Source organism: Gordonia sp. UCD-TK1 (assembly GCF_001691435.1).
Classification (GTDB): domain Bacteria; phylum Actinomycetota; class Actinomycetes; order Mycobacteriales; family Mycobacteriaceae; genus Gordonia; species Gordonia hongkongensis.
Genome location: NZ_LZMP01000030.1, coordinates 1 through 20,106 on the forward strand (window position 1 = coordinate 1; position 20,106 = coordinate 20,106).

General features: G+C 63.2%; 35 protein-coding genes. 33 read left to right on the forward strand and 2 right to left on the reverse strand.

Going from position 1 to position 20,106, the window contains the following annotated elements; all coding sequences use genetic code 11:
* From A9310_RS25965 to A9310_RS16665, 7 genes are all read left to right on the forward strand, one after another.
* A partial coding sequence (locus A9310_RS25965) for a hypothetical protein (protein ID WP_175401158.1) occupies positions 1-356 on the forward strand: 356 nt, incomplete at its 5' end.
* A 336-nt stretch (positions 357-692) separates the two neighbouring features.
* The gene (locus A9310_RS26620; protein ID WP_083207418.1) at positions 693-1,442 is read left to right on the forward strand and encodes an NUMOD4 motif-containing HNH endonuclease; all 750 of its coding nucleotides are present in this window, start codon (positions 693-695) and stop codon (positions 1,440-1,442) included.
* Positions 1,382-2,713: a DNA cytosine methyltransferase gene (locus A9310_RS26150; protein WP_083207419.1), complete on the forward strand. Its 1,332-nt coding sequence runs from the start codon at positions 1,382-1,384 to the stop codon at positions 2,711-2,713. Before A9310_RS26620 ends, A9310_RS26150 begins: the two co-directional genes overlap by 61 nt.
* Positions 2,710-2,907, forward strand: coding sequence for a hypothetical protein (locus tag A9310_RS16650; protein WP_065631585.1), 198 nt, complete (start codon positions 2,710-2,712; stop codon positions 2,905-2,907). Before A9310_RS26150 ends, A9310_RS16650 begins: the two co-directional genes overlap by 4 nt.
* The gene (locus tag A9310_RS16655; RefSeq protein ID WP_065631586.1) at positions 2,904-3,173 is read left to right on the forward strand and encodes a hypothetical protein; all 270 of its coding nucleotides are present in this window, start codon (positions 2,904-2,906) and stop codon (positions 3,171-3,173) included. Before A9310_RS16650 ends, A9310_RS16655 begins: the two co-directional genes overlap by 4 nt.
* 238 nt (positions 3,174-3,411) lie before the next feature.
* Positions 3,412-3,816 (forward strand): hypothetical protein, encoded by a 405-nt coding sequence (locus A9310_RS16660; protein WP_065631587.1) that lies wholly within the window; start codon positions 3,412-3,414, stop codon positions 3,814-3,816.
* Complete coding sequence (locus A9310_RS16665; RefSeq protein WP_065631588.1) at positions 3,816-4,646, forward strand: HNH endonuclease; 831 nt, start codon at positions 3,816-3,818, stop codon at positions 4,644-4,646. Before A9310_RS16660 ends, A9310_RS16665 begins: the two co-directional genes overlap by 1 nt.
* Before the next feature lie 112 nt (positions 4,647-4,758).
* Here A9310_RS16665 and A9310_RS16670 read toward each other — a convergent pair whose 3' ends face one another.
* On the reverse strand, positions 4,759-4,941 hold the full coding sequence (locus A9310_RS16670; RefSeq protein ID WP_065631589.1) for a hypothetical protein: 183 nt from the start codon (positions 4,939-4,941) through the stop codon (positions 4,759-4,761).
* A 278-nt stretch (positions 4,942-5,219) separates the two neighbouring features.
* Here A9310_RS16670 and A9310_RS16675 point away from each other — a divergent pair, with 278 nt between their 5' ends.
* The 26 genes from A9310_RS16675 to A9310_RS25655 all read left to right on the forward strand — a co-directional run bounded on the left by A9310_RS16675 (position 5,220) and on the right by A9310_RS25655 (position 19,222).
* Complete coding sequence (locus A9310_RS16675; RefSeq protein WP_083207420.1) at positions 5,220-5,711, forward strand: RusA family crossover junction endodeoxyribonuclease; 492 nt, start codon at positions 5,220-5,222, stop codon at positions 5,709-5,711.
* On the forward strand, positions 5,708-6,037 hold the full coding sequence (locus tag A9310_RS16680) for a hypothetical protein (RefSeq protein WP_065631591.1): 330 nt from the start codon (positions 5,708-5,710) through the stop codon (positions 6,035-6,037). Before A9310_RS16675 ends, A9310_RS16680 begins: the two co-directional genes overlap by 4 nt.
* 109 nt (positions 6,038-6,146) lie before the next feature.
* Positions 6,147-6,443, forward strand: a complete 297-nt coding sequence (locus A9310_RS16685) for a hypothetical protein (protein WP_065631592.1) — start codon at positions 6,147-6,149, stop codon at positions 6,441-6,443.
* 199 nt (positions 6,444-6,642) lie between these two features.
* Positions 6,643-6,912, forward strand: coding sequence for a hypothetical protein (locus tag A9310_RS16690; protein ID WP_065631593.1), 270 nt, complete (start codon positions 6,643-6,645; stop codon positions 6,910-6,912).
* A complete protein-coding gene (locus A9310_RS16695) occupies positions 6,909-7,148 on the forward strand; it encodes a hypothetical protein (protein ID WP_139104648.1) in 240 nt (79 codons plus the stop codon). The genes A9310_RS16690 and A9310_RS16695 overlap by 4 nt, the downstream gene beginning before the upstream one ends.
* The gene (locus A9310_RS16700; RefSeq protein ID WP_139104649.1) at positions 7,145-7,936 is read left to right on the forward strand and encodes a GIY-YIG nuclease family protein; all 792 of its coding nucleotides are present in this window, start codon (positions 7,145-7,147) and stop codon (positions 7,934-7,936) included. Before A9310_RS16695 ends, A9310_RS16700 begins: the two co-directional genes overlap by 4 nt.
* Positions 7,933-8,763: a hypothetical protein gene (locus A9310_RS16705; protein WP_065631596.1), complete on the forward strand. Its 831-nt coding sequence runs from the start codon at positions 7,933-7,935 to the stop codon at positions 8,761-8,763. The genes A9310_RS16700 and A9310_RS16705 overlap by 4 nt, the downstream gene beginning before the upstream one ends.
* Before the next feature lie 265 nt (positions 8,764-9,028).
* Positions 9,029-9,229: a hypothetical protein gene (locus A9310_RS16710; RefSeq protein ID WP_065631597.1), complete on the forward strand. Its 201-nt coding sequence runs from the start codon at positions 9,029-9,031 to the stop codon at positions 9,227-9,229.
* Positions 9,216-9,347, forward strand: coding sequence for a hypothetical protein (locus A9310_RS26500; protein WP_302621825.1), 132 nt, complete (start codon positions 9,216-9,218; stop codon positions 9,345-9,347). The genes A9310_RS16710 and A9310_RS26500 overlap by 14 nt, the downstream gene beginning before the upstream one ends.
* The gene (locus A9310_RS16715) at positions 9,340-9,549 is read left to right on the forward strand and encodes a hypothetical protein (protein WP_065631598.1); all 210 of its coding nucleotides are present in this window, start codon (positions 9,340-9,342) and stop codon (positions 9,547-9,549) included. The genes A9310_RS26500 and A9310_RS16715 overlap by 8 nt, the downstream gene beginning before the upstream one ends.
* The gene (locus A9310_RS26625) at positions 9,546-9,917 is read left to right on the forward strand and encodes an HNH endonuclease (RefSeq protein ID WP_083207421.1); all 372 of its coding nucleotides are present in this window, start codon (positions 9,546-9,548) and stop codon (positions 9,915-9,917) included. Before A9310_RS16715 ends, A9310_RS26625 begins: the two co-directional genes overlap by 4 nt.
* Positions 9,918-10,044: 127 nt before the next feature.
* On the forward strand, positions 10,045-10,401 hold the full coding sequence (locus tag A9310_RS16720) for a hypothetical protein (RefSeq protein WP_254661280.1): 357 nt from the start codon (positions 10,045-10,047) through the stop codon (positions 10,399-10,401).
* 29 nt (positions 10,402-10,430) lie between these two features.
* A complete protein-coding gene (locus A9310_RS16725) occupies positions 10,431-12,071 on the forward strand; it encodes a hypothetical protein (RefSeq protein ID WP_254661281.1) in 1,641 nt (546 codons plus the stop codon).
* Positions 12,068-13,513: a phage portal protein gene (locus A9310_RS16730; RefSeq protein ID WP_065631601.1), complete on the forward strand. Its 1,446-nt coding sequence runs from the start codon at positions 12,068-12,070 to the stop codon at positions 13,511-13,513. The genes A9310_RS16725 and A9310_RS16730 overlap by 4 nt, the downstream gene beginning before the upstream one ends.
* The gene (locus A9310_RS16735; RefSeq protein ID WP_065631602.1) at positions 13,497-14,153 is read left to right on the forward strand and encodes a hypothetical protein; all 657 of its coding nucleotides are present in this window, start codon (positions 13,497-13,499) and stop codon (positions 14,151-14,153) included. The genes A9310_RS16730 and A9310_RS16735 overlap by 17 nt, the downstream gene beginning before the upstream one ends.
* Positions 14,132-14,719 carry a hypothetical protein gene (locus tag A9310_RS16740; RefSeq protein WP_139104650.1) on the forward strand — a complete coding sequence of 196 codons (588 nt, stop codon included), beginning with the start codon at positions 14,132-14,134 and terminating at the stop codon, positions 14,717-14,719. The genes A9310_RS16735 and A9310_RS16740 overlap by 22 nt, the downstream gene beginning before the upstream one ends.
* A gap of 45 nt (positions 14,720-14,764) precedes the next feature.
* Complete coding sequence (locus A9310_RS16745; RefSeq protein ID WP_065631604.1) at positions 14,765-15,139, forward strand: potassium transporter; 375 nt, start codon at positions 14,765-14,767, stop codon at positions 15,137-15,139.
* Between the two features lie 2 nt (positions 15,140-15,141).
* Positions 15,142-16,176, forward strand: a complete 1,035-nt coding sequence (locus A9310_RS16750) for a major capsid protein (protein ID WP_065631605.1) — start codon at positions 15,142-15,144, stop codon at positions 16,174-16,176.
* A 13-nt stretch (positions 16,177-16,189) separates the two neighbouring features.
* Positions 16,190-16,351, forward strand: a complete 162-nt coding sequence (locus tag A9310_RS25975; RefSeq protein WP_175401159.1) for a hypothetical protein — start codon at positions 16,190-16,192, stop codon at positions 16,349-16,351.
* On the forward strand, positions 16,329-16,712 hold the full coding sequence (locus A9310_RS16755; RefSeq protein WP_065631634.1) for a hypothetical protein: 384 nt from the start codon (positions 16,329-16,331) through the stop codon (positions 16,710-16,712). The genes A9310_RS25975 and A9310_RS16755 overlap by 23 nt, the downstream gene beginning before the upstream one ends.
* A complete protein-coding gene (locus A9310_RS16760) occupies positions 16,709-17,050 on the forward strand; it encodes a hypothetical protein (RefSeq protein ID WP_065631606.1) in 342 nt (113 codons plus the stop codon). Before A9310_RS16755 ends, A9310_RS16760 begins: the two co-directional genes overlap by 4 nt.
* Positions 17,047-17,271, forward strand: a complete 225-nt coding sequence (locus A9310_RS16765) for a hypothetical protein (RefSeq protein ID WP_065631607.1) — start codon at positions 17,047-17,049, stop codon at positions 17,269-17,271. The genes A9310_RS16760 and A9310_RS16765 overlap by 4 nt, the downstream gene beginning before the upstream one ends.
* Positions 17,264-17,656, forward strand: coding sequence for a hypothetical protein (locus A9310_RS16770; RefSeq protein WP_139104651.1), 393 nt, complete (start codon positions 17,264-17,266; stop codon positions 17,654-17,656). Before A9310_RS16765 ends, A9310_RS16770 begins: the two co-directional genes overlap by 8 nt.
* Before the next feature lie 64 nt (positions 17,657-17,720).
* Positions 17,721-18,293 (forward strand): hypothetical protein, encoded by a 573-nt coding sequence (locus tag A9310_RS16775; protein WP_065631609.1) that lies wholly within the window; start codon positions 17,721-17,723, stop codon positions 18,291-18,293.
* Between the two features lie 246 nt (positions 18,294-18,539).
* Positions 18,540-18,821, forward strand: coding sequence for a hypothetical protein (locus A9310_RS16780; RefSeq protein ID WP_065631610.1), 282 nt, complete (start codon positions 18,540-18,542; stop codon positions 18,819-18,821).
* Positions 18,776-19,222, forward strand: a complete 447-nt coding sequence (locus tag A9310_RS25655; RefSeq protein ID WP_139104652.1) for a DUF5361 domain-containing protein — start codon at positions 18,776-18,778, stop codon at positions 19,220-19,222. The genes A9310_RS16780 and A9310_RS25655 overlap by 46 nt, the downstream gene beginning before the upstream one ends.
* Positions 19,223-19,225: 3 nt before the next feature.
* Here the strand turns inward: A9310_RS25655 and A9310_RS16785 are convergent, their stop codons facing one another.
* On the reverse strand, positions 19,226-20,059 hold the full coding sequence (locus A9310_RS16785) for a hypothetical protein (RefSeq protein WP_139104653.1): 834 nt from the start codon (positions 20,057-20,059) through the stop codon (positions 19,226-19,228).
* Positions 20,060-20,106: the final 47 nt, after the last annotated feature.

The following is a 20,106-nucleotide window of genomic DNA, read 5'->3' on the forward strand; positions in this document are numbered from 1 at the left end:
TCGGTGGCGATCCCGTCGTGTACGAGTACGACACCGAGGTCCTGGAGGTCCACCATAACGGCGAGTGTGGATGCCGGTCGGCCTGCGAGTTGGAGGTCACGATCCCGTCTGCTGACGCCGAGTTCATCGCTGCATCCCCGACTCTCGTGGCAGGACTCCTCGACGAACTCGATTGCCTGGAAACCGACCTGGAGGCGGCGGCATATCGGCATGTACAGCTACAGGCGCGGATCGGCAAACGCGACCGCACCCTCGCCCGCATCCAGGCTGTCGCCGCCGACGTCGACCAGGACGGCGGCTACAGCGGACCCACACTCGCCCGCCACATCCTCAACATCATCGGCGGTGAAGCATGAGCCGCCCGAAGCACAAACCCATGACCGTGCACCAAGCCGCGAACGACCGATGCCACTCGGATGGGCATCAACTCGGCGAAGGCGTCTATCAGTTCGATAGCGACGGATTCACCTTCGGCACGGTGTGTTTGTGCGCCCCAAGTCGTCAGGTGTGCGAGACATGCGCCCAGACGTGGCCGTGTGACGAGCACGTAATCGCCGGTGGTGTGTCGTGATTGCCGCCGCCACCCTCTGCACCCTCCTCGCACTCGCCGGCATCTGCGTCTGGCGATGGCAGGCCCACATGAACGCCCGCGAATGTGAGCACAACGCCCACACGGGAAGGGGGTACCCGTCATGACCGAAGAGTGGAGAGACATCCCCGGATACGAAGGCAGATACCAGGCTTCAACATTCGGCCGCGTTCGATCACTCGACCGCACCATCACAACCAAGCATGGCGTCACCAAGGCGCATCGAGGCCAGATGCTCAATCCCACACCGGATGTGAACCGCGGTTACCTCGTCGTCAACATGCGGAACAATGCCGGCAAACTGCGACAACGGAAGGTGCATCAACTCATCCTGGAGACCTTCGTCGGCCCATGCCCACCGAACTGCGAGGTGCTTCACGGTCCGGGTGGATGCCAGGACAACCGGCTCGAAAACCTTCGCTGGGGCACTAGGGCTGAGAATGTCAATGACATCATGGAAGCTGGCTTGCACCAGATGGCTTCGCGGACCCATTGTGTTAATGGGCACAAGCTTCCCCCGTATACCCGCGGGAAGCGTCGCTGCCGCCCGTGTGACCGCGACTCCTACAAACGAGTGTGGCAGCGCAAACACGGCCCATGCCCCCGATGTGGAAACCCTGCTCAGCCAAGGCAGCGCGGCTACTGCGGGGCCACGTGCCGCTTCTTGAGCCGCGTGACCTTGGAGGGTGCCTGCCTGGTGTGGTCAGGTCCAGACCCATCCTTCACCGCGGGCAACGTCCACCACCGACCGAGGCAGTACCTCGCTGAGGTGATCGGCGGATATCCACCTCCATGTGGTGCGTGGCGTTGCATCTCACACAACGCTGTCACCGGGCGGGGGAGGCAGGCATGAGACTCCGCACCGGCTCACTCTTCAGCGGCTACGGCGGACTCGATCTCGCCGTCAACGCTTTCTACGGCTCCGAAACCGCCTGGCACGTCGAGTACGAGGCTGCACCATCGAAGATCCTCGCCCACCACTGGCCCGACATCCCCAACCACGGCGACGTCACCCAGATCGACTGGGCGGCCGTTGAACCCGTCGACATCCTCACGGGCGGCTTCCCCTGCCAGGACGTCAGCGCCGCCGGCCGTAGAGCGGGACTGATGAAAGGCACGCGCACCGGTCTGTTCCACAACACCATCGAAGCCATCGACGCCCTACGTCCCAGCCGAGTCGTCCTCGAAAACGTCGCCGGCTTGCTGTCCGCTGACGGAGAACCGTGGCCCGACGAGCTCGTCGAACTCAACAGCGAGCTCCAGTATCTCAATCAGACGATCGGATTGATCGACAACCACGGCCACGCCTGGGGAAAGAAGTACGACGACCATGAACGAAATAGCCTGGTACGACAACGCAAGCGGGCACTGGATCGATTCAACACAACCCGACGCCGATCTGTTCAGCGAGCAATCGGCACCGTTGTTGGAGAACTGGCCGCGATCGGGTATGACGCGCAGTGGACGACTCTTTCAGCCTCCGATGTCGGAGCCTGCCATCGACGTGAGCGCGTGTTCATCCTCGCGACTCCTGCCGACCCCGACGGCGCAGGCAGCGAAACACGGCGCGGAGAGTCAAGACCGGGGGAGCCGCGACGACTCGAATTTGTGGACGGTAGCGACTCGTCTGCTGCCGACTCCGAGGGCGACGGACGGGATGGGTGGGCACCTGACGCGGTCGGGCAGCCGGTCGAACGAGCTGCTACTGCCGGGTGTGGCGAGGGCCGCGGCCGAGGGGAAGCTCTGACCTACCTGTCGACACCGCAGGCGCGCGACTACAAAGGCGTCCCGTCCGAAGGGTTTAACACCGCCAACTTATGCCGAGACGTCCGCGATTTGGGAATGCATTGGGGGCCATACGAGGCAGCTATCCGGCGCGCCGAAGCTGCGACCGGACGGCCCGCGCCCGCACCCACCGAACCCAACCGCAACGGGAAGCCCCGACTCAACGCTGAGTTCGCCAGCTGGATGATGATGCTGCCCGCCGGCTGGGTCACCAACCCCGCAATCGGCCTATCCCGCAACGACCAACTCAAAGCCATCGGCAACGGCGTCTGCCCACCGCAGGCGCATTGGGCGCTAACGATTCTCGACAACCTCAGCAGCGTGGGGGTGGTGAAGTGAGTGATGCCAGCTACATCACCCCGACAGAACACGGCTTCAAATGGGGTGCCGCAGAGGTCCGTCGAACCATGAGCATCGACGGACGCGTGGTCATCACCATCGCGACCACAGCAGGGAATGCGATTGACGTGTATGTGTCTGCCGAAGGTCGCTCGCTGAGAGTGTTCGACATGAATGGTCGCGAGTTTCAATGACTGACCTGATGCAGATCGTCGAGTTCGGCAACCAGACCGGCAACGACCCCATCCGCTGGGACGGCCACACCAGCCAATATCTCGTGCCCGCCACCAACCGGACACGCATCCTCGACCGCGAACACGCCAACGGCCACACACCCGGCGACGACGGATGGCTCACCTTCAGCCGCGACCTCGGAACCCTCTACGGCACCCACATCTGGCACTGGACCCGCATCCGCTGGGAGACGGTGCCGCACCTCGAAACACAGGAGTTGCCATGAGCGAGGAGACATGGGTGTGCGACACCTGCCAACACCAGATCCCGAAGACGTCGGTGTTCGGGTTCGTGGGATGGATGTCCGACATTGCCCGGCATGTGCGGGAGTGTGCGAATCCCGTTGCGGCACAAACAGAAAACAGCAGCACAGAGGGTAGAATGAGGACGACCCCGACGGGTGCTGACACACCCGGTCGGGGCCTAACCACCACCCCAACTGAGTACACAGAAGGGAGGGGCTGATGACTGATTCTAGCCCCCACAACCAAGACGAGACATGGCAGCCGATCGGCACTGTCGAAATCCTCGTAGACCGCGTGTACCCGATCGACCCCAACGCGCGAGAAGCAGACCGGACGACCGTCTGGGTACCAGCCGGCGCATACCCCGTCCTGAGGAAAGCCGACGCCATCCGATGGATGATGACCGGCCGCCTCAACGAACGGCTCTCGAAGCTCGGAGACGGACTGTTCGCGATCCACGACGCCGACGTGCCGACTGGACCAGAGGTGCGATTCTCCTCGCCCACGTACGGCGTGGAGGCGTTCCGAGAGTTCCTGTCTGATCCTCTAAGCCGCCCTGGTGATAGCCAGCGCCTGCGGTTCAGTGTCGACCTGCCCGCTGATGAGGCGGAGGTACAGCAGTAGTGGCCGTCAGCAAGCGAGTCCGGTACGAGGTGTTCCGCCGCGACAACAACCGTTGCCGCTACTGCGGAGCCACCGCACCCGACACCCCCATGACCATCGACCACGTCATCCCCGTCGCACTGGGAGGCTCCGACGACCCGTCAAACCTGGTGACCGCCTGCCGCGACTGCAACGCCGGCAAGACATCATCCAGCCCCGACGCGCCGCTGGTTGCCGATGTCGCCGCCGACGCAATCCGATGGGGCAAGGCCATGCAGCAAGCCGCGGCCGAGTTCGCACGAGACCGCGATGCCCGGATGCTCGACCGCGATGAGTTCCAGGGCAAGTGGGAGACGTGGCGCTACAAGTCCAGTGGCAAGTACCGCACCTACCCGCTGCCTGGTGGATGGGGTGAGAGCATCGACCAATTCCTCGCCGCAGGTCTCACGATGGCAGACCTGCACGACCTGGTCGACGTCGCGATGGGCGCGAACAGCATCGATCCCTGGAAGTACTTCTGTGGGTGCTGCTGGCGCCGCGTCGGCAAGTTGCAGGAACGGGCCTCAGAACTCGTAGCAGAGGAACACGCAGAACCGGAACCCGCTTTCAGTCAGGTCATCTCAAACCTGTGGACCCCGGAGATGATCAGCCAACTGTGGATCACCGCTACCGAACGACTAGCCCGAGCGCGAGGAGGTTCGGTCGACGACACCATCGCCGCCGACTCCTCATGCATCCACGACAGTGAGATGCTGTGCGCCGACCTTGTCTGCCAGGTGGCCGATGCGGCACGCATGATCGGGCAGGCCGAACAGATAGAGATCGCGCTGGGGGTGAACCGTGCCCCGTAAACGCATGCTCTACCCCGGATTCTTCGGCTCGGACCAGATGGCCCAACTATCCCTCGCCGCGGCATACACATACGAGGGGATCTGGTGCTTCGCGGACGACCGGGGACGCAAGCTATTCAACGCCGCCGAGGTGTGGGCCGAGGTGTGGTTGAAGCGCGCCGCAGATGTACAGCCCGGCGACGTTGACCAGTACCTGCACGAGCTGATCCGGGGCGGCCAGCTGTGCCGCTACCGGGTCGGTGGCGGGGATTTCATGCACGTCGTCGCCTGGGACGAACACCAGAAGATCAGTCACCCCACCGCGTCGAAACTGCCGCCGTGCCCCGACCATCAGCCGGCCGAGTGGTCAGTGTGGTGGAAGGACGATGACACAGCCACGGATCGATGGAGACGGGCTGAAAAGGAGTCGAGAGCAGGGGAAACAGATTCCGGATCGGCTCCGGAGAATTTCGCGAGAGATTCCGGAATGACTCCGCCCCAGTGTAGTTCAGTTCAGAGCAGTTCAGTTCAAGCGAGCGGCGGGGGGAAAGTCCGGAAATTCGAGAGACCTTCACAGAAGAGGGCAGGCGGGCAATGACCACCATCTGGATTCCAGGCATCCCAGCACCGCAGGGATCGAAACGTCATGTGGGTCGCGGCATCCTGATTGAGTCCTCGAAAAGGGTGGGGCCGTGGCGGGCTGTCGTGGCCATCACCGTTGGGGAGCAAACCACGACTGTCCTGGATGGGCCTGTGCGTATCGAGCTGCAGTTCGTGATGCCACGACCCAAGGCCACGCCGAAACGATCCACCCCACCGGCTGTGAAGAAACCGGACCTGGACAAGCTGACCCGCGCTGTCCTCGACGCGATCACAGGGGTGAGTTTCCGCGACGACTCACAGGTGGTGGATTTGGTGGCGTCGAAGAGGATCGCTGAACTCGGTGAGCCGCCTGGCCTGTCGCTGACGGTGGAGGGCGCGTTCTGTCATTGCGGTGGTCGTGTCGAGATCGCCGGCATGTGCAGCCCGTGCAAGTACTCCGCCCACGACACCTGCCCCTGCTCCCACATCCAGGAGACACCATGACCACCTACGAACCGATGACGGTGACCCGAGTCCACACCGAGCGCGGCAGCCACATCGAACCACCCCTCGACCCAGAGTGGTCGCAACTCGACAAGCTGCGATGGCAGGCGGGGGTTGTCATCGCTGATGCTGGTGTGCCGCTACGGATCAGCCTGGATGACGACACTCGACTGTCGCGGAACGGTGTGGATGTCCCAGGCATCTACGGGCTGAAGATTGGGAGCTGGCATTCAGCGCGTGGCTTCCACGACATGTGGGACTACCTCAACGGTGTGAGTGCTGGCGCTGTTGAGGCACTGACCATCGCCTGCGTCAGGGGGCAGTAATGACGATCCCACTGGAACTGACTCTCACCCCACCCACCTTCTGCTGGGCCTGTAACCGCTGTCGACCCATCGATCTGTCCGGGTGTGGACCCCAATGCGAGGAGGACCAGTGACCGGACTCGACCTAGACGCCATCGCCAACCGCTGGAGCACGCACGGCGGTATGGGCAACCCTCGTAGCGCCGACGATTACACGGACGCAGGGTGCCGCATCTACGCCGAGCACGGGTTCCGTGACGTTCTCACTCTGGTGGCTCGTGTGCGGGAACTCGAAGACGCGATAGCGCGAGTCAAGGATGAGTGCCACAAGACCGGCGAGTACAACGCTCACGCAAAACACCTGAACATCCGAAGCGCCCGACTGCTCGCGGTTGAGGTACTACACATCCTCGGCGGTGGCTCGTGACGAACTCGAACATTGCTACCGCCACCGGATACCACCACCACAACGAGGCCCGCATGGCCAGACTGCGGGGCACCAACCATGCTGGCGTCCTCTCCTGGCCGTGCGCATCCTGCCTGCAACCCATGGACGTTGGGTACGAACGGCTCATCCACCCCACGTTTCGACCCCTGTGCTTCTACTGCAGTTCCAAGGAGACCCCATGAGCGAAGACACCATCCGCAGCATCGAGGACGCCATCCGCGCCCACATCGCCGACATCGACGGCCTAGAACCCGTAGTCGGCGACTGGTTCCTCGCCTACGCCTACATGAGCCACGACCCCGACGCGGACGACGGAATATCCCACCACTCCGGCTACACAGCACCAGACTCCACCCCACACGGAACCCTCGGCATCGGACGGCTCGGACTACGCATCCTGGAACGAGACCTCATCGACGGCGCTGACGACGAAGGTGAATGGCCGTGACCCGCATTGTGAACCGGGTACCCACACTCCGGAAACCATCCCGACTCCACCACGACATCCGAGCGTGCGGCGGACTCAGGGGCTTCCTCTCCGCGATGGTGCAGAAGTACGGCACGCTCACCCCCGCCGTCCTCGAGTACGGGTACGGCGACCGCGAACAGTGGCACATCCCCGACAACCCATTCGACGCCACATCCTGGCTCACATCCATCCACGGCCAGGAGGCCCAGCAGTGACCGACCCACTAGCCCGAACCTGTGAAGCCTGCGGGAAACGGTTCCAAGTCAGGTTCCCCGGCGTCAAAGGCCAGTACTGCAACACAAACTGCTCTAGGGATGCGCGGCGCGCCCGAATGCACAAGTACCGCCAACGAAACGGCGACATCAACCTCTCCGAAGAATGCGAAATCGCAGCACTGCACGAGGAGGTGCCCGCAAGAGCCATCGCGCTAGGTCTCGCCATCGAGCTTGAGCGACGAGGCCTCGGACACCTGAACGAACACGAAGTGGTCCGGATCATCATGGAAAGCCTCGACGAGGGCGGGTACATCGTCGTCCGCCGGCAACCACCCGAGGTCCCGCCAGACTCACGCCAACAACCTCTCCCCAGCCGCGGACCCAACAGCATCCCCGAGCTTGAGAAACGGTTCAAACAGTACGACGAGGTGGAGGCCGCTGTAGAAGCGCGCGGCGACAAACCCGGATGGGTGTACTACCTGCAAGTCGGCGACAAGGTGAAGATCGGATTCTCCGAGAACCCTGAACGGCGACTCAAGTCATACCCGCCTGAGTCGAGTCTGCTAGCCATCCACCCTGGCACACGAGCAGACGAACGGGCCGTACATGCGACGTTCAAACCCTTCCTGACTGCAGGGCGTGAATGGTTCACCCCCAGTAAGACACTCGACGCCCACATCAAAGCGGTGAACGCCGAACATGGCCCACCACCCGAAAGGTGGAAGCCGCACTACCGCAAGACCGGAAACCGAGTGAACCGCCGAGGACGAACAGGAATCAAGGTATGAACGACGCACTCCACATCGCCCGCGACGGTGACCTACCCACCGCCCGCAAACACCTAGCTGACGCCATCCACACACTCGCCGGCAGAACCAGAACCAATATCGAACGCGACCCCAACCCCGAACTCCTCGCCGAAATCGAAGACCGCTACGAACAAGACCGCGCCCGCATCAACGACCGCCACGACCTCGCGATCGAACGTGCTGACAGAGCTGGTGCATCTGGAGTCGCAACTCGTTCCATCAACCTCGAACGCGAACAACAACTCGGCAATCTGCAACGCCGCCACGAAGAACGTCTCGTCGCCCTCACCGCCCAGGTCGACTGGAACGACTCACTCTACGAACAACTCGCAGCCATGATCGCCGGAGCCCAAGGCACCCAGCTAGGCGGCACTGCACGATCTATGCCGCCCCTCTGGGTTGACGCCGCTGACCTCATCACCACCATCGACCGCGACATCGCCAGCCTCGAACCTGAACCCGGCACCACCATCGAACGTCTACATCGGATCGCCGACCGCGGCTGGCGACCTCAGGACGTCGACCACATCGACGAGCTCACCGCTCAGATCACCCGATGGGCACAGTCCATCCAAGACCTGCTCGACCCACCCAAACGCAAAGCGCTCCCAAATCCGTGCCCGCATTGCAACACCGCCATCGTGTACCGCAAAGACTCGGCCGGGGAAGTGGTGCGGCAACCCGCCCTGCAGATCGGCGCCCACGGCTGTGAATGCCAGAACTGCCACACCAACTGGGGACCCGACTACTTCAGGCACCTTGCCGCCGTCCTCGGCTACCCGCTACCCGAAGGTGTACTGGAGTGACACGCCGGTCAATAAGCATGTGACCCGCGAGGCCGCAACAGCTGGTATTGTCGGCCTCACGGGTGACGTGTCTCCGAAACCCGAATCATCCCCGCCGTCCACATCATGTGCACTGGCGGGGTTTTTCGTACCCCACACTTCCCGCTACCGGGATGGTGCGGAGCGTGACCGCGCCGGCTCACAACGCCAGTGACACTCAAGCCGGAACCAACACGCATCTACCCTATTGGTCTGTCGGGGGCCAACCTCGGATCGAGGAACAGTCATGGCTGTATTGGAGATCGTCGCCACCCGGGTGATCATGTGTGTTGTCATTCCCGCCGCCTGGTGGCAGACCCGCCAGATGCGGAAAGCCAACGCCCTCAACGCCGCCATCACAGCCCGCCACGAATGCAGGTGCGGCATCTGCTCCGTCATGGACACCCTGTCCGCGCCCCTACCACGAGGCAGCCATGACCACCACTGAACCCCTGATCGTGTGGCAGTGCACCCACTGTGATCTCGTCCGCAACAAGCCCTGCGCCCGTGTCTGCCGGTTGGACACCGACCACCCCGACACCCCGTGCTGGACCCACGATGAGTGACCCCGTCCCCGTCGAACCCTGCGCGGTGTGGCGGCTCTTGACCAACGGCTGGACCTACGACCAAATCACCAAGCTCCTCCACATCACCGGGGCCGCAGTGATGAAAGCCGAACAGCTGCAGAACCTCGCGTTGCGAGACGTCGACCCCAAGTTGATCGCAGACCCCATGATCCGCCTCAAGCCACCCCAAGCCGACCGATGAGCAACTGGAACACCAACGGCCGCAACTACCACGGCTTCCCAACCACGGTCCGCCGGCAAGCCAAGACCGACCTACCACCCTGGTGCAACAAGTGCGGCGCCGACGATGTGCCACTCCAACTCGACCACATCATCAACGCAGCCTCAGGCGGCCCACACACCATCGACAACGCCCAATGGCTCTGCCACCCATGCCACGACCAGAAGACCCGGCACGAACAGGCACAGGGCCGAACACGGCACGCCCAGCAAGCACGCCACCCGAATCAACCCCACCCCGGACTACTCCCACCCTCGAACACCCATTCGAGCGCGAACCTACCCCCAGGGGGTACACCCCCACCCCACCCCCCTGACCGGCGGCGTTAGGCATTGGCGCTCAGGCTGCGTACGGGTCTGGCACTTCGGAAGGAGGCCCGAAATGGCCGGTCGTGGACCTGCACCGAAGGACCCTTCGAAGCGTGCTCGACGGAACGGTGATCCTATCGCTCTTCGTGTGATTGAGGCGAAGCCGGAGACTCAGCCGGGGTTGCCGGAGTTGATGCCAAGTGGTGAACCGTGGCCTGTCCGCACTCATGAGTGGTGGCAGATGTGGGCTGACTCCCCGTTGGCTGAGGACTTCACCGCGAATGACTGGTCGGAGCTGCTGGATGCGGCCGTGCTGCACGGCGAGTACTGGTCGGGCAATGTGAAGGTTGCTCCGGAGTTGCGGTTGCGAGTGTCGAAGTTTGGTGCGACGCCGGAAGATCGGGCTCGGCTGCGTATCCAGTTTGCTCAGGCTGATGAGGCTGACGAGAAGCGACGTAAGCCTGTGTCGTCGGCTCGGGATCGTCGCGGACCTTTGACTGGCTGATGCCGTGGAAGCCTTCGGTACCTGGTGAGGTGCCGACCCTCGGCTATGAGGTTCTGGATTGGATTTCGGACATGCTCGCTGCGCCTGACCGCGCCGAGTATGAACCCTTCGTCCCGTACCGGGAGCAAGAGGACTTCATTCTTCGCTGGTATCAGCTCGACCCGGATACCGGCCGGCGGAAGTTCAATCGCGGCGTCCTTGGACGGCCACGTGGGTGGGGTAAATCGCCATTACTCGCGGCACTCGCTTGTGTGGAAGCCCTGGGTCCGGTGGTGTTTGACGGGTGGAATGCTGACGGTCAGCCGGTGGGGAAGCCGTGGTCTGAGGTTCGCACTCCGGTTGTGCAGTTGGCGGCGGTGTCGGAAGACCAGGTGCGCAACACTTGGGCTCCGGTCCTCGAGATGCTGCGTGCTGAGGCTCCGATCCATGACGAGGTTCCCGATCTTGAGGTGATGGATACGTTCATCAACCTTCCGAACCGGGGTCGGATGTCGGCGATTACGTCGTCTGCCCGGACTGTGAAGGGTGCGCGTGCCGTGTTCGCTGTTCTGGATCAGTCGGAGGAGTGGGTGCCGTCTAACGGTGGCGTGAAGTTGGCGAACACTATGCGCGCCAATGCCGCCAAGGTTGGTGGTACGACGCTCGAGTCTCCGAATGCTTTCATTCCGGGTGAGAAGAGTGTGGCTGAGCAGTCGGCTGCGTACTGGGCTTCGATCCGTGAGGGCCGCGCTAAGGATGACGGTCTGCTGTACGACCATCGCGAGGCGCCGGCCGATACGGATATGTCGGACCGCGAGTCTCTGATCGCAGGTTTGCGTGTTGCTTATGGCGATTCGTCCAAGCATGAGGGTGGGTGTGTCATTCACTCGCCTCCGTGCCGTCCGGGGCACGTGGACCTGGAGCGGTTGGTGGCGACCATCTGGGACCCTGCACAGGATGTGCAGCAGTCCCGGTCGGACTTTCTGAACCAGATCACGCATGCGTCGGATTCGTGGATTTCGCAGCCTGATTGGGCGGCGCGTATGGATCTGGATGCGGTGATCTCAGATGAGGACACTGTGGTACTTGGGTTCGACGGTTCGCGTGGTCGAGTCAAGGGCAAGGCTGACGCTACGGCGTTGATCGGCTGTCGGGTCTCTGATGGTTTGTTGTTCGAGATTCGGGTGTGGGAGCAACCTGACGGTCCGGCTGGCCAGAATTGGACGCCGAATCCGCTCGAGGTTGACCAGGCGGTTCGTGCGGCGTTTGAGCGTTGGAGTGTGGTTGGTTTCTACGCTGACCCGTCGGGCTGGACTGAGCACATCGCTAGGTGGGAAGCGAAGTTCGGCAAGAAGCTGCGGGTGAAGGCGACTCAGGGTGAGCCGATCTCGGTGTGGCCCCGCGGGAAGACGTCGAACGTCGGTCTCGCGGTGGAGGCATTCCGTCAAGCGGTCGTGAATGGTGAAGCGAAACATGATGGCGGCTCTGCTCTGACGCGGCACGTACTGAACGCACGCCGCCGGGCGACACGTACTGGCTACCTGATCTTCAAGGCGTATCCGGATAGCCCCGACAAGATCGACGCTGCGTATGCGGCGGTGATGGCGTGGAAGGCCCGCTTGGATGCGGTGGCTTTGGGCTTGAACGACAAGAAACGGCAACGGACGGTTCGGAAGGCGGTGATTGGGTGACGAGTCCTGCGATTGTTCCAGCTGTTGCGTTGCCGACTCTGCGCCTGTCGAAGTCTGAGCAGGAGTCTGCCGCGGCACTGCGTCGCCGGCTGCAGCTCGTGATGATGCCGAACAAGGCTAAGTCGGACCTGTATGAGGCGAAACGAACGGCTGAAGACCTCGGTATCTCTGCACCTGCCGGCCTGCCTGAGCTCGTCAACGCCGTGATGGGTTGGCCGGGAAGTGTTGTTGACGTCCTCGAAGAACGACTCGAGAACCGGGGCTGGTCTGGTGCTGATGGGTTAGGTCTCGATGTCGTGTACCGCGACAACCACATTGGTGTTGAGTCCGGCCGCGGCCATCTGGATGCGCTGATCTATGGGTGTGGATTTATCACGGTAGGTCGTGGAGACACGACAGTCGGCGAGCCGGAAGTGCTCGTGTCGGTTGAGTCCACGGAGTCATGCACACTCGAGTGGGACTTCCGGTTGCGTCGGGCAAAGTCCGCGCTCTCGCAGACAAGAGACGAACACGGGCTGGTCCTCCTCGAGACCCTGTACCTGCCCGATGAAACGATCACCTTTGAGCGGGTCCGTGGCGAGCTCGTTGTAGTTAATCGAGACCCGCATAGGTTGGGGCGGGTGCCGGTTGCGCGGATGCTGAACCGTGAACGTGCCTCAGATGTTAACGGGCGCTCAGAGATCACCCGGGCCGTCATCTACTACACCGACGCCGCGGTGCGCACCCTGCTGGGGATGGAGATCAACCGCGAGTTCTACACCTCCCCGAAGTGGACAGCACTGAACGCCGACCCGGAGGTGTTTGGGATGTCGTCCGACAAGTCGACTGAGGACAATCGGAGGGCCGGCTGGACGGCCACACAGGGACGTCTGAACGTGGTGCCCCCACAGGTCGACGAAGATGGCAACGCGGTGGAGGTGAAACTCCACGAGTTTCGTCCGGCCCCGCCGACTCCGTACATCGAGCAGATCAAGGCGTACTCGCAACTGTTGGCGGCCGAGTCGGGTATTCCCGCCCCGTATCTGGGGTTTGTGACGGACAACCCGTCCTCGGCGGATTCGATTCGCCAGCAGGAGTACCGGCTGGTCAAGCGCGCCGAGCGTCGGCAGACATCTTTCGGGATGGCGTGGCTTGAGGTTGCCTACCTGTCGCTGCTGATGCGGGACGGCGCGGTCGATGCTGAGACTTTCCGGCAGGTTGATGTTTCGTGGCGTGACGCCGCGACGCCGACTCGGGCTGCTGCTGCGGATGAGGCGGCGAAGCTTATCGCTTCGGGTGTGCTGCCGCCCGATTCGTCGGTCACGTATGACCGCATCGGTTTGTCGACACAAGAGCAGCAGCGACTCGAGCAAGACCGCCGCCGCGCCAACGGCGGAACGCTACTTAACCGGATTCGTCAGGCCGCGAACCAAACCCAGATGACTGATGACAACACCAACTGAGCTGCGCAGCTTCCTGATTCAGCTGAGTGATAACGCGACTCGTGATCTCGCGTCGCTGTGGTCCCAGCTGGATCAGGCAACAGTCCGAGAGGGTTTGCGGGATGTGATCCCGGCGCTCGTTGGTGACTACGCTGACGCCTCGGCAACCTTGTCGGCCGAGTGGTACGACGAGTATCGGGCCGATCGTGGAGCGCCAGGCGTGTACGGTGCAGACCTCGCGGTTCCAGACCTCGGAGTTGAAGCCCTCACCGGGTGGGGCGCTGGCCTGGCACTAAATAACTGGGACTCCGCGCTCGCGCAGATTACAGGCGGGCTGATCGCCCGTGTGATGAACGCGAGCCGATCGACGATCACGACGAACACATTCAACGACCCCATGTCGATGGGGTGGATGCGGGTCGGAATACCTGAGTGTGGCTGGTGCGCCATGCTCATCTCCCGCGGAAGCGTGTATCGGTCACAGGGGACCGCTGACTTCGCCGCACATGACAGCTGCAAGTGCGGTGCCGCGCCTGCCTGGGCGCCAGGAGATGTTGTGGCCGTTCGGAATGAGTTCGTTCCCACGGCACGTCGCCGTTCCGAAGAGACGACGCAGGCGGATCAGAACCGTGCGAAAGCGTGGATCGCCGCGAACCTCTAGACCACCCCAAATCCGCAAGGGAGCGGGGGCTGATTCACTCGATTGGAGTGGAAAACATGACCGATCCGGTCAACAACCCTGCCGATCCGGCAGGTGGCAAGAATGAACCGATCCGCCTACCCGACGATCACCCCCTGGTCACCGCTTTCGCGGCGCAGAAGGACCGAAACTCGGGACTGCAGGCCCAGATCGATTCACTGACTGCTGAACTCGACAAGGCGAAAACCCCGGCCAACCCCGACGAGCCTGAGTGGAAGCAGAAGTTCGAAGACCTGGAAACGCAGCTCACCGCTGAACGCGAAGCACGTGAGAAGGCCGAGAAGGCAGCGGCCGACAGCGCCCGGGTGCAACAGGGAATCGACGAAGGCCTACCCAAGGCCGCCGCCGAACTCCTCATCGGTCTTCCTGACGACAAGGTCGCCGCCAAGATCGAGGAACTCAAACCGCTGTTCGCGCCCAGTGGTCCACGTCCGAATCCGCAGCAGGGCAACCCCTCCAAGGGCCGCGGCGGAACTCTCTCGGCAGGTCGCGAGCGGTACGCCCAAACCCACGCTCAACCCAAGTAACCCCGCAGGCACCGCCTGCACAACCACTCTGAAGGGAGTGACACCATGACCCAGCTCGCCCCGCGCACTGAGTCCTACGGTGCAGGCGATCAGTCCTGGCTGGCTTCGCGCCACGGCACCGATGTGGCCAAGTCGGCCACCCTCGACCCGTCCGCCTGGACGTCGAAGACCAGCGATGGTCGCATCAAGTCGGGCGAACCGTTCGCGGTCGTGTCGAACTTGGCTGTGCCCTACAACTCGGCCGGATCGGGCGGCACCAACGTGCTCGCCGGGTTCGTGTTCACCGACCAGGCGGTTCGGTCCGGCGGCGGAAACGTCACGTTCCCCGCCATCTGGACCGGCCGTGTCTACCGTTCCAAGCTGCCGTCCACGGTCCCGGCCGACGCTGAGACCACCGGCCTGTTCGTTCTGGAGGCCTGATCATGGCAACTCTCTACACCGAGACCATCACCCCTCAGGAACTGACTGGGTTCGCCCGCGCAGCCCAGGAGGACGTCGAAGCGTCGCAGGGCACCCTCGCCCGCTGGCTCCCCAACACCGCAGTGAACGATGTTGTCGTCCGCACCGTGGTCGGCAAGAGCGGTCAGGGGTCGCTGGCCCAGTACCGCAGCTTCGACGCGGAAACCCCGATCGGGGCTGGCGGTACCGCGGAGCGGAAGATCTTCGAGCTCCTGCCGCTCGGTCTCAAGGAGCGGATCGGCGAGTACGACCAGATCCGCGCCCGCGGCGGTGATGGTGCGGCGATGGCGCTCGGCGGCATCGAGGCGGCCACGGTCCGCACTGTCCGCGCTATCTCGGATCGCCTCGAGGTAGCCCGTGGTCAGGCCCTCGAGACCGCAGCGCTGAGCATCAGCGAGAACGGCCTCGTTCAGACGCCCAGCTTCGGCCGGCCCGGCGGCAACACCGTCACCGCCGCAGTCCTGTGGGATGCTAGCTCCGGCACCAAGATCCTCGAGGATCTCCTTGCCTGGGTGGTCGCCTACGAGGACGCCAACGACGGGGTCTCGCCCGGTGCGCTGGTGCTGTCGCGGAAGATCCTGAACGTGATGCTGCGTGACGCCGGCATCCGCGCGCTCGTCGCCACCGCGGCCGGCACCCCGCAGATCGTGTCCGTGGACGTGCTGAACTCGGCACTCTCGGCTCACGGCCTGCCGCCGATCTTCGTCTACGACCGCAAGGTCAAGGGCACCCGTGTCACCTCGGACAAGAAGGTGTTCCTGCTCCCTGACGCTGTCGATCCCAACTCCGGGTCGAACATCCTGGGCGCCACCTTCTACGGCCCCACCCTCGAGGCCGGGGAGCCGGAGTACGGCATCGGCGCCAGCGAGCAACCCGGCATCGTCGTCGGGGCGTACAAGACCAAGGACCCGATCGGTCTGTGGGTGCACTCGAACGCGATCGCGCTGCCGGTTCTCGTCAACCCGGTCGCGTCCATGGTCGCGACCGTCCTGTCCTGAGAGGAGGTACGTCATGGCGAAGATTCGTGATGACCTCGAAGGCGTCGTGTACGTCAGTGGCCAGGTGCTGAAGGCCGGCGACACCATCCCCGACGGGGTGGAAGTCGGTGACCACCTCGTCGCGCCAGTGAATAAGGGTGGGCGGCCTCGCCGTGCTTCTGGCGACGGAGACTGACGTCTCGGCCCGTCTCGGGCGGCCCCTCGACGATGCCGAAGCGCCGGCAGTCGAGGGGCTGCTCGAGGAAGCCTCCATCCTGGTGTCCGAGTACTGCCACCGTGACTTCGACGCCGTCCCGGATGCGGTGCGGGTGGTGACCTCTCGGGTTGTCGCCCGCGCGCTCGTGGCACGACCCCAAGTGGGCGGTGTCGACACCTCGGGTATGAGCCAGGTCGCTTTGGCCGCAACCGGTTACCAGTTCTCTGGCACGTACAACCCTGACTCGTCGTCGGGCGGTGTGTGGCTGTCCAAGGCCGATCGCCGGAACTTGGCCCGCTACCGATTGGGTGGCGGGGTGTTCTCGGTAGGCACCGCATGACATTCCCAGCCCTGTTCGACGTCGGTTACAAACCGTTCGTTGAAGGTGCGGAAGACGCCCACGGAAATCCTGCCGAGGAGTGGGGGCCGGTCGAGTCACGGAAGGTGATCGGTTGGGGTGCTCCCCAAAGCTCCGAACCGAAACTCGCCGGCCACGACCGAGACGTCGTGGACATCGAGTTGGCGGTCCCCGCTGACTGGAAGTCCACACCGCGCGACCGAATCATCCTTCCCGAACTCGGGGAGATGGAACAGGTCGGGATCACCGAAACCAACTCAGGGAACCCGTTCCGCTGGATACCAGGTCACATCGTCAACCTGAGGCAGGTGAACGGGTGAAGATCAAGTACAACCGCAAGTTCTTCACCGACACCCTGAAGGACACCGGCACGGTGAAGTCGGAAACCAACCGCGTGAAGAACCGTGCCGGAGAGGGTTACGAGTCCGAGTTGTCCGTAGGACGTACTCGAGCCCGCGGCCGGGTGTGGCCCAACACGCACGAGGCGCGGGAGGACAACGCTCGGCAGAACACTCTTGTGCGGGCGCTGACCAATGGTTGAGCTCGTCGTCTTCCCTGATGTGGAAGCGGCCATTGTCGCCTACCTCAAACCGAAGCTGGCGGGGGTGAAGGTCTCCACGACGGTGCCGAATCCACGTGTGCCGAAGATGGTTCGGGTTCAGGCTGCCGGCGGATCTGGCCGTGGACTGACGGTGTCGAAGCGGGTGCTGATCGTGCAGTGCTGGGATACCAAGTCCCCGGACGCAGCGAGCCTGTGTGAGCGGGTCGCGGCGATCGTGTACGCCGCCCAGCACGACCCGGGGGTTCCCGAGATCCGGGGCGTCACGTCGATCGGTGAACCAGCATCGTTCCCCGATCCCGACACATCGCTTCCGCGATACCAGTTCTCGGCATCCCTGGATGTGCGCGGACACATAACCGAATAACAACTGAACAGCACATTCTCTCCTTTCTCAGGCCGGGTCCACATCTGCCTGAAAGGGGCACCCCATGGCTTCCACAGCCGCCAACGTGTTCGCTGCGACACCCAACGTGACCGGCGCGGTGCGTAACGCCCCGCTCGGCACCACACCCCCGACCAACGCCACCACCGCGCTGCCGGCCGGCTGGATCGACCTCGGCTACATCGGCGAGGACGGCGTCACCGAAACCCTCACCCGCGACACCGAGAAGAAGAAGGCGTGGGGCGGCGCCACCGTCAAGGTGCTGCAGACCGACTTCGCGAACACCTTCCAGTTCGCGTTCATGGAGTCGATCAACGCCGACGTCCTCAAGCGCGTGTTCGGTGCCTCGAACGTCACTGACGATGGTGACGGCAACATCACGGTCGCCAAGAACAAGATTCAGCTGCCGCACGAGTCGTGGGCGATCGACTCCAAGGACGGCGCGAACCTGCTCCGCACCTACATCCCGGATGGTCAGATCACCGAGATCGACGACATCACCCGCGTGCACACCGACACGATCATGTACACGGTGACGATCGAGGGCTTCGAGGATGAGGACGGGAACACGTCGTACGACTTCATCTACAACGACGCTCTGGCGGATGTGACTCCGTGATGCAGACGGTTGCGCAGCGGAAGCGCGAGTTGGCGGAGGCGGCTGAGGCTGAGCGTGTTGCTCACGCGAAGGCTGAGACGGTCCGCCAGGCGCGGAGCGTGCCCAAGGGCGACGCCGACGTGCAGGCCCCTACGGCCGAATGAAGACCCGCCGGTGAGGTTCACCGTTGGACCCGGCCTGCCTCACCGGCGGGCTTCGTAAGGCCGGGACAACACCACACCCTGAATTGAAAGGCTGGGTCCACCAATGGCACTGGAGAAGTTCCACTACCTCCCCGAGGGCGCCCCGAAGTCGAAGGAGATTGTTCTCCCGCGGTTCGGTCAGATCCAGGGCGGCATCTTCCGCAAACTCCGGAAGGCCGACGAGCTTGAGCAGTTCTACGGCCTGCTCGAGATCCTGGTCGAAAAGAAGATGGCGACCGAGAAGACCCTCGACCTCATCGACGACCTGAACCTCGCTGAGCAAATGGACATGATGAAGGAGTGGCAGAAGGACTCCGACATGTCCGGCGGCGCCCCGGAATCCTAGGGCTTCTCGATTACTGCGACGAACATCGAGAAGCCATATCGGCAGACCTGATCCGGCTAGGGTTACGGTTCCGCAATGTCGGCACACCAGATTTCGAGTGGTGTGATCTGCGGGCCATCATCCTCACGCTTGCTAAGGATCGTTCTTCGGCCCTGTTCCGGGAGCTGTACCCGGACTATGTGGAGTGGGACTTGGGTGCGCACCTCGCAGCCGACGCTGTTGATCTGCTCCACCTGTTGGTGTGGTTCAAGACGAAAGACGGCTCGAAAGGGCGTAATCGCCCGAAGCCTTACCCGCGTCCTGGGGTTGAGGATGTGGATTCGTCGAAGAAGGTTCGCAAGGGCGATGTCATCACTCTCGATGCGGCGCGCGATCTCTTCGCGCTCCCGGCGGTGAATTGACCGCTATCCGCCTTCGCCCATCAAGCATTCCGGCGTCTCGCAGTCATCGCCGATCGGCGCGTCTGTGTCGATTAGCCCGTCGCCGTTCTTATCCCAGCCCGGCGGGATGTTCCCGCTGCCAGCGTCGGGTGCGTTTGTTTCGGGTTCTGGCTGAGGTTCTGGAGCTGGGGCGGGCTCGGTGGTGGTTGCGGCGGGCTGTTCGGTCGCGGCTGGCGTCTGGGGCGCCAGCTTTTGCCGCCAGTCCGCCGGCAGCTTCCACTCGACGCGCTGGTCGACACCTGCGGTGTCCAGGTGGTAGCCGATTGCGGTTGTCATCACTGGCACCGACAGGGTCGGCGATCCGTCCTTGCTTGAGTTCGGCGGTACGTCGATGAACTCCACCGACCCTTCACACGCGAATGCTGTATCTGAGGCTTCCTCGACCTCACGATTCTGGGCCACCTTGTTGGCGTCGTTGACGTAGTAGAAGTCGCTCGGCCACAACCACTGCTCTGTCTCGACGTCTCCTGTCTGAATGGTGGCGACGAACTTGGTGTGCGCCACCTCAGGGTGCTGACCGGTGCAGCCGGTGTTGTCCAGGCGGGTGCCGGTGATCGACAAGACGGTGGCGCCATCACCGCTGGTGATGGTCACCGGTTCGCCCAGCTGTACTTCGATTGCGCCGCGGCTGTTCGTTTCTGCAGCTGGCGGGGGCGCGGAGGACGAGCTGGCGGATGCGGTGTCGCCGGTGTCGCTTGAGCACGAACTCAGAATGCACGCCGTTGCCGCGCACACCGCAGCGATCGCGAGACGTCGATTCATCACAGGATTCATCTTTCTTCCGGGAATGCGCAGCATATCCGGTTTTCTGACCGAAAGGGGCTTATCTCTTGGCTACTGAGGTA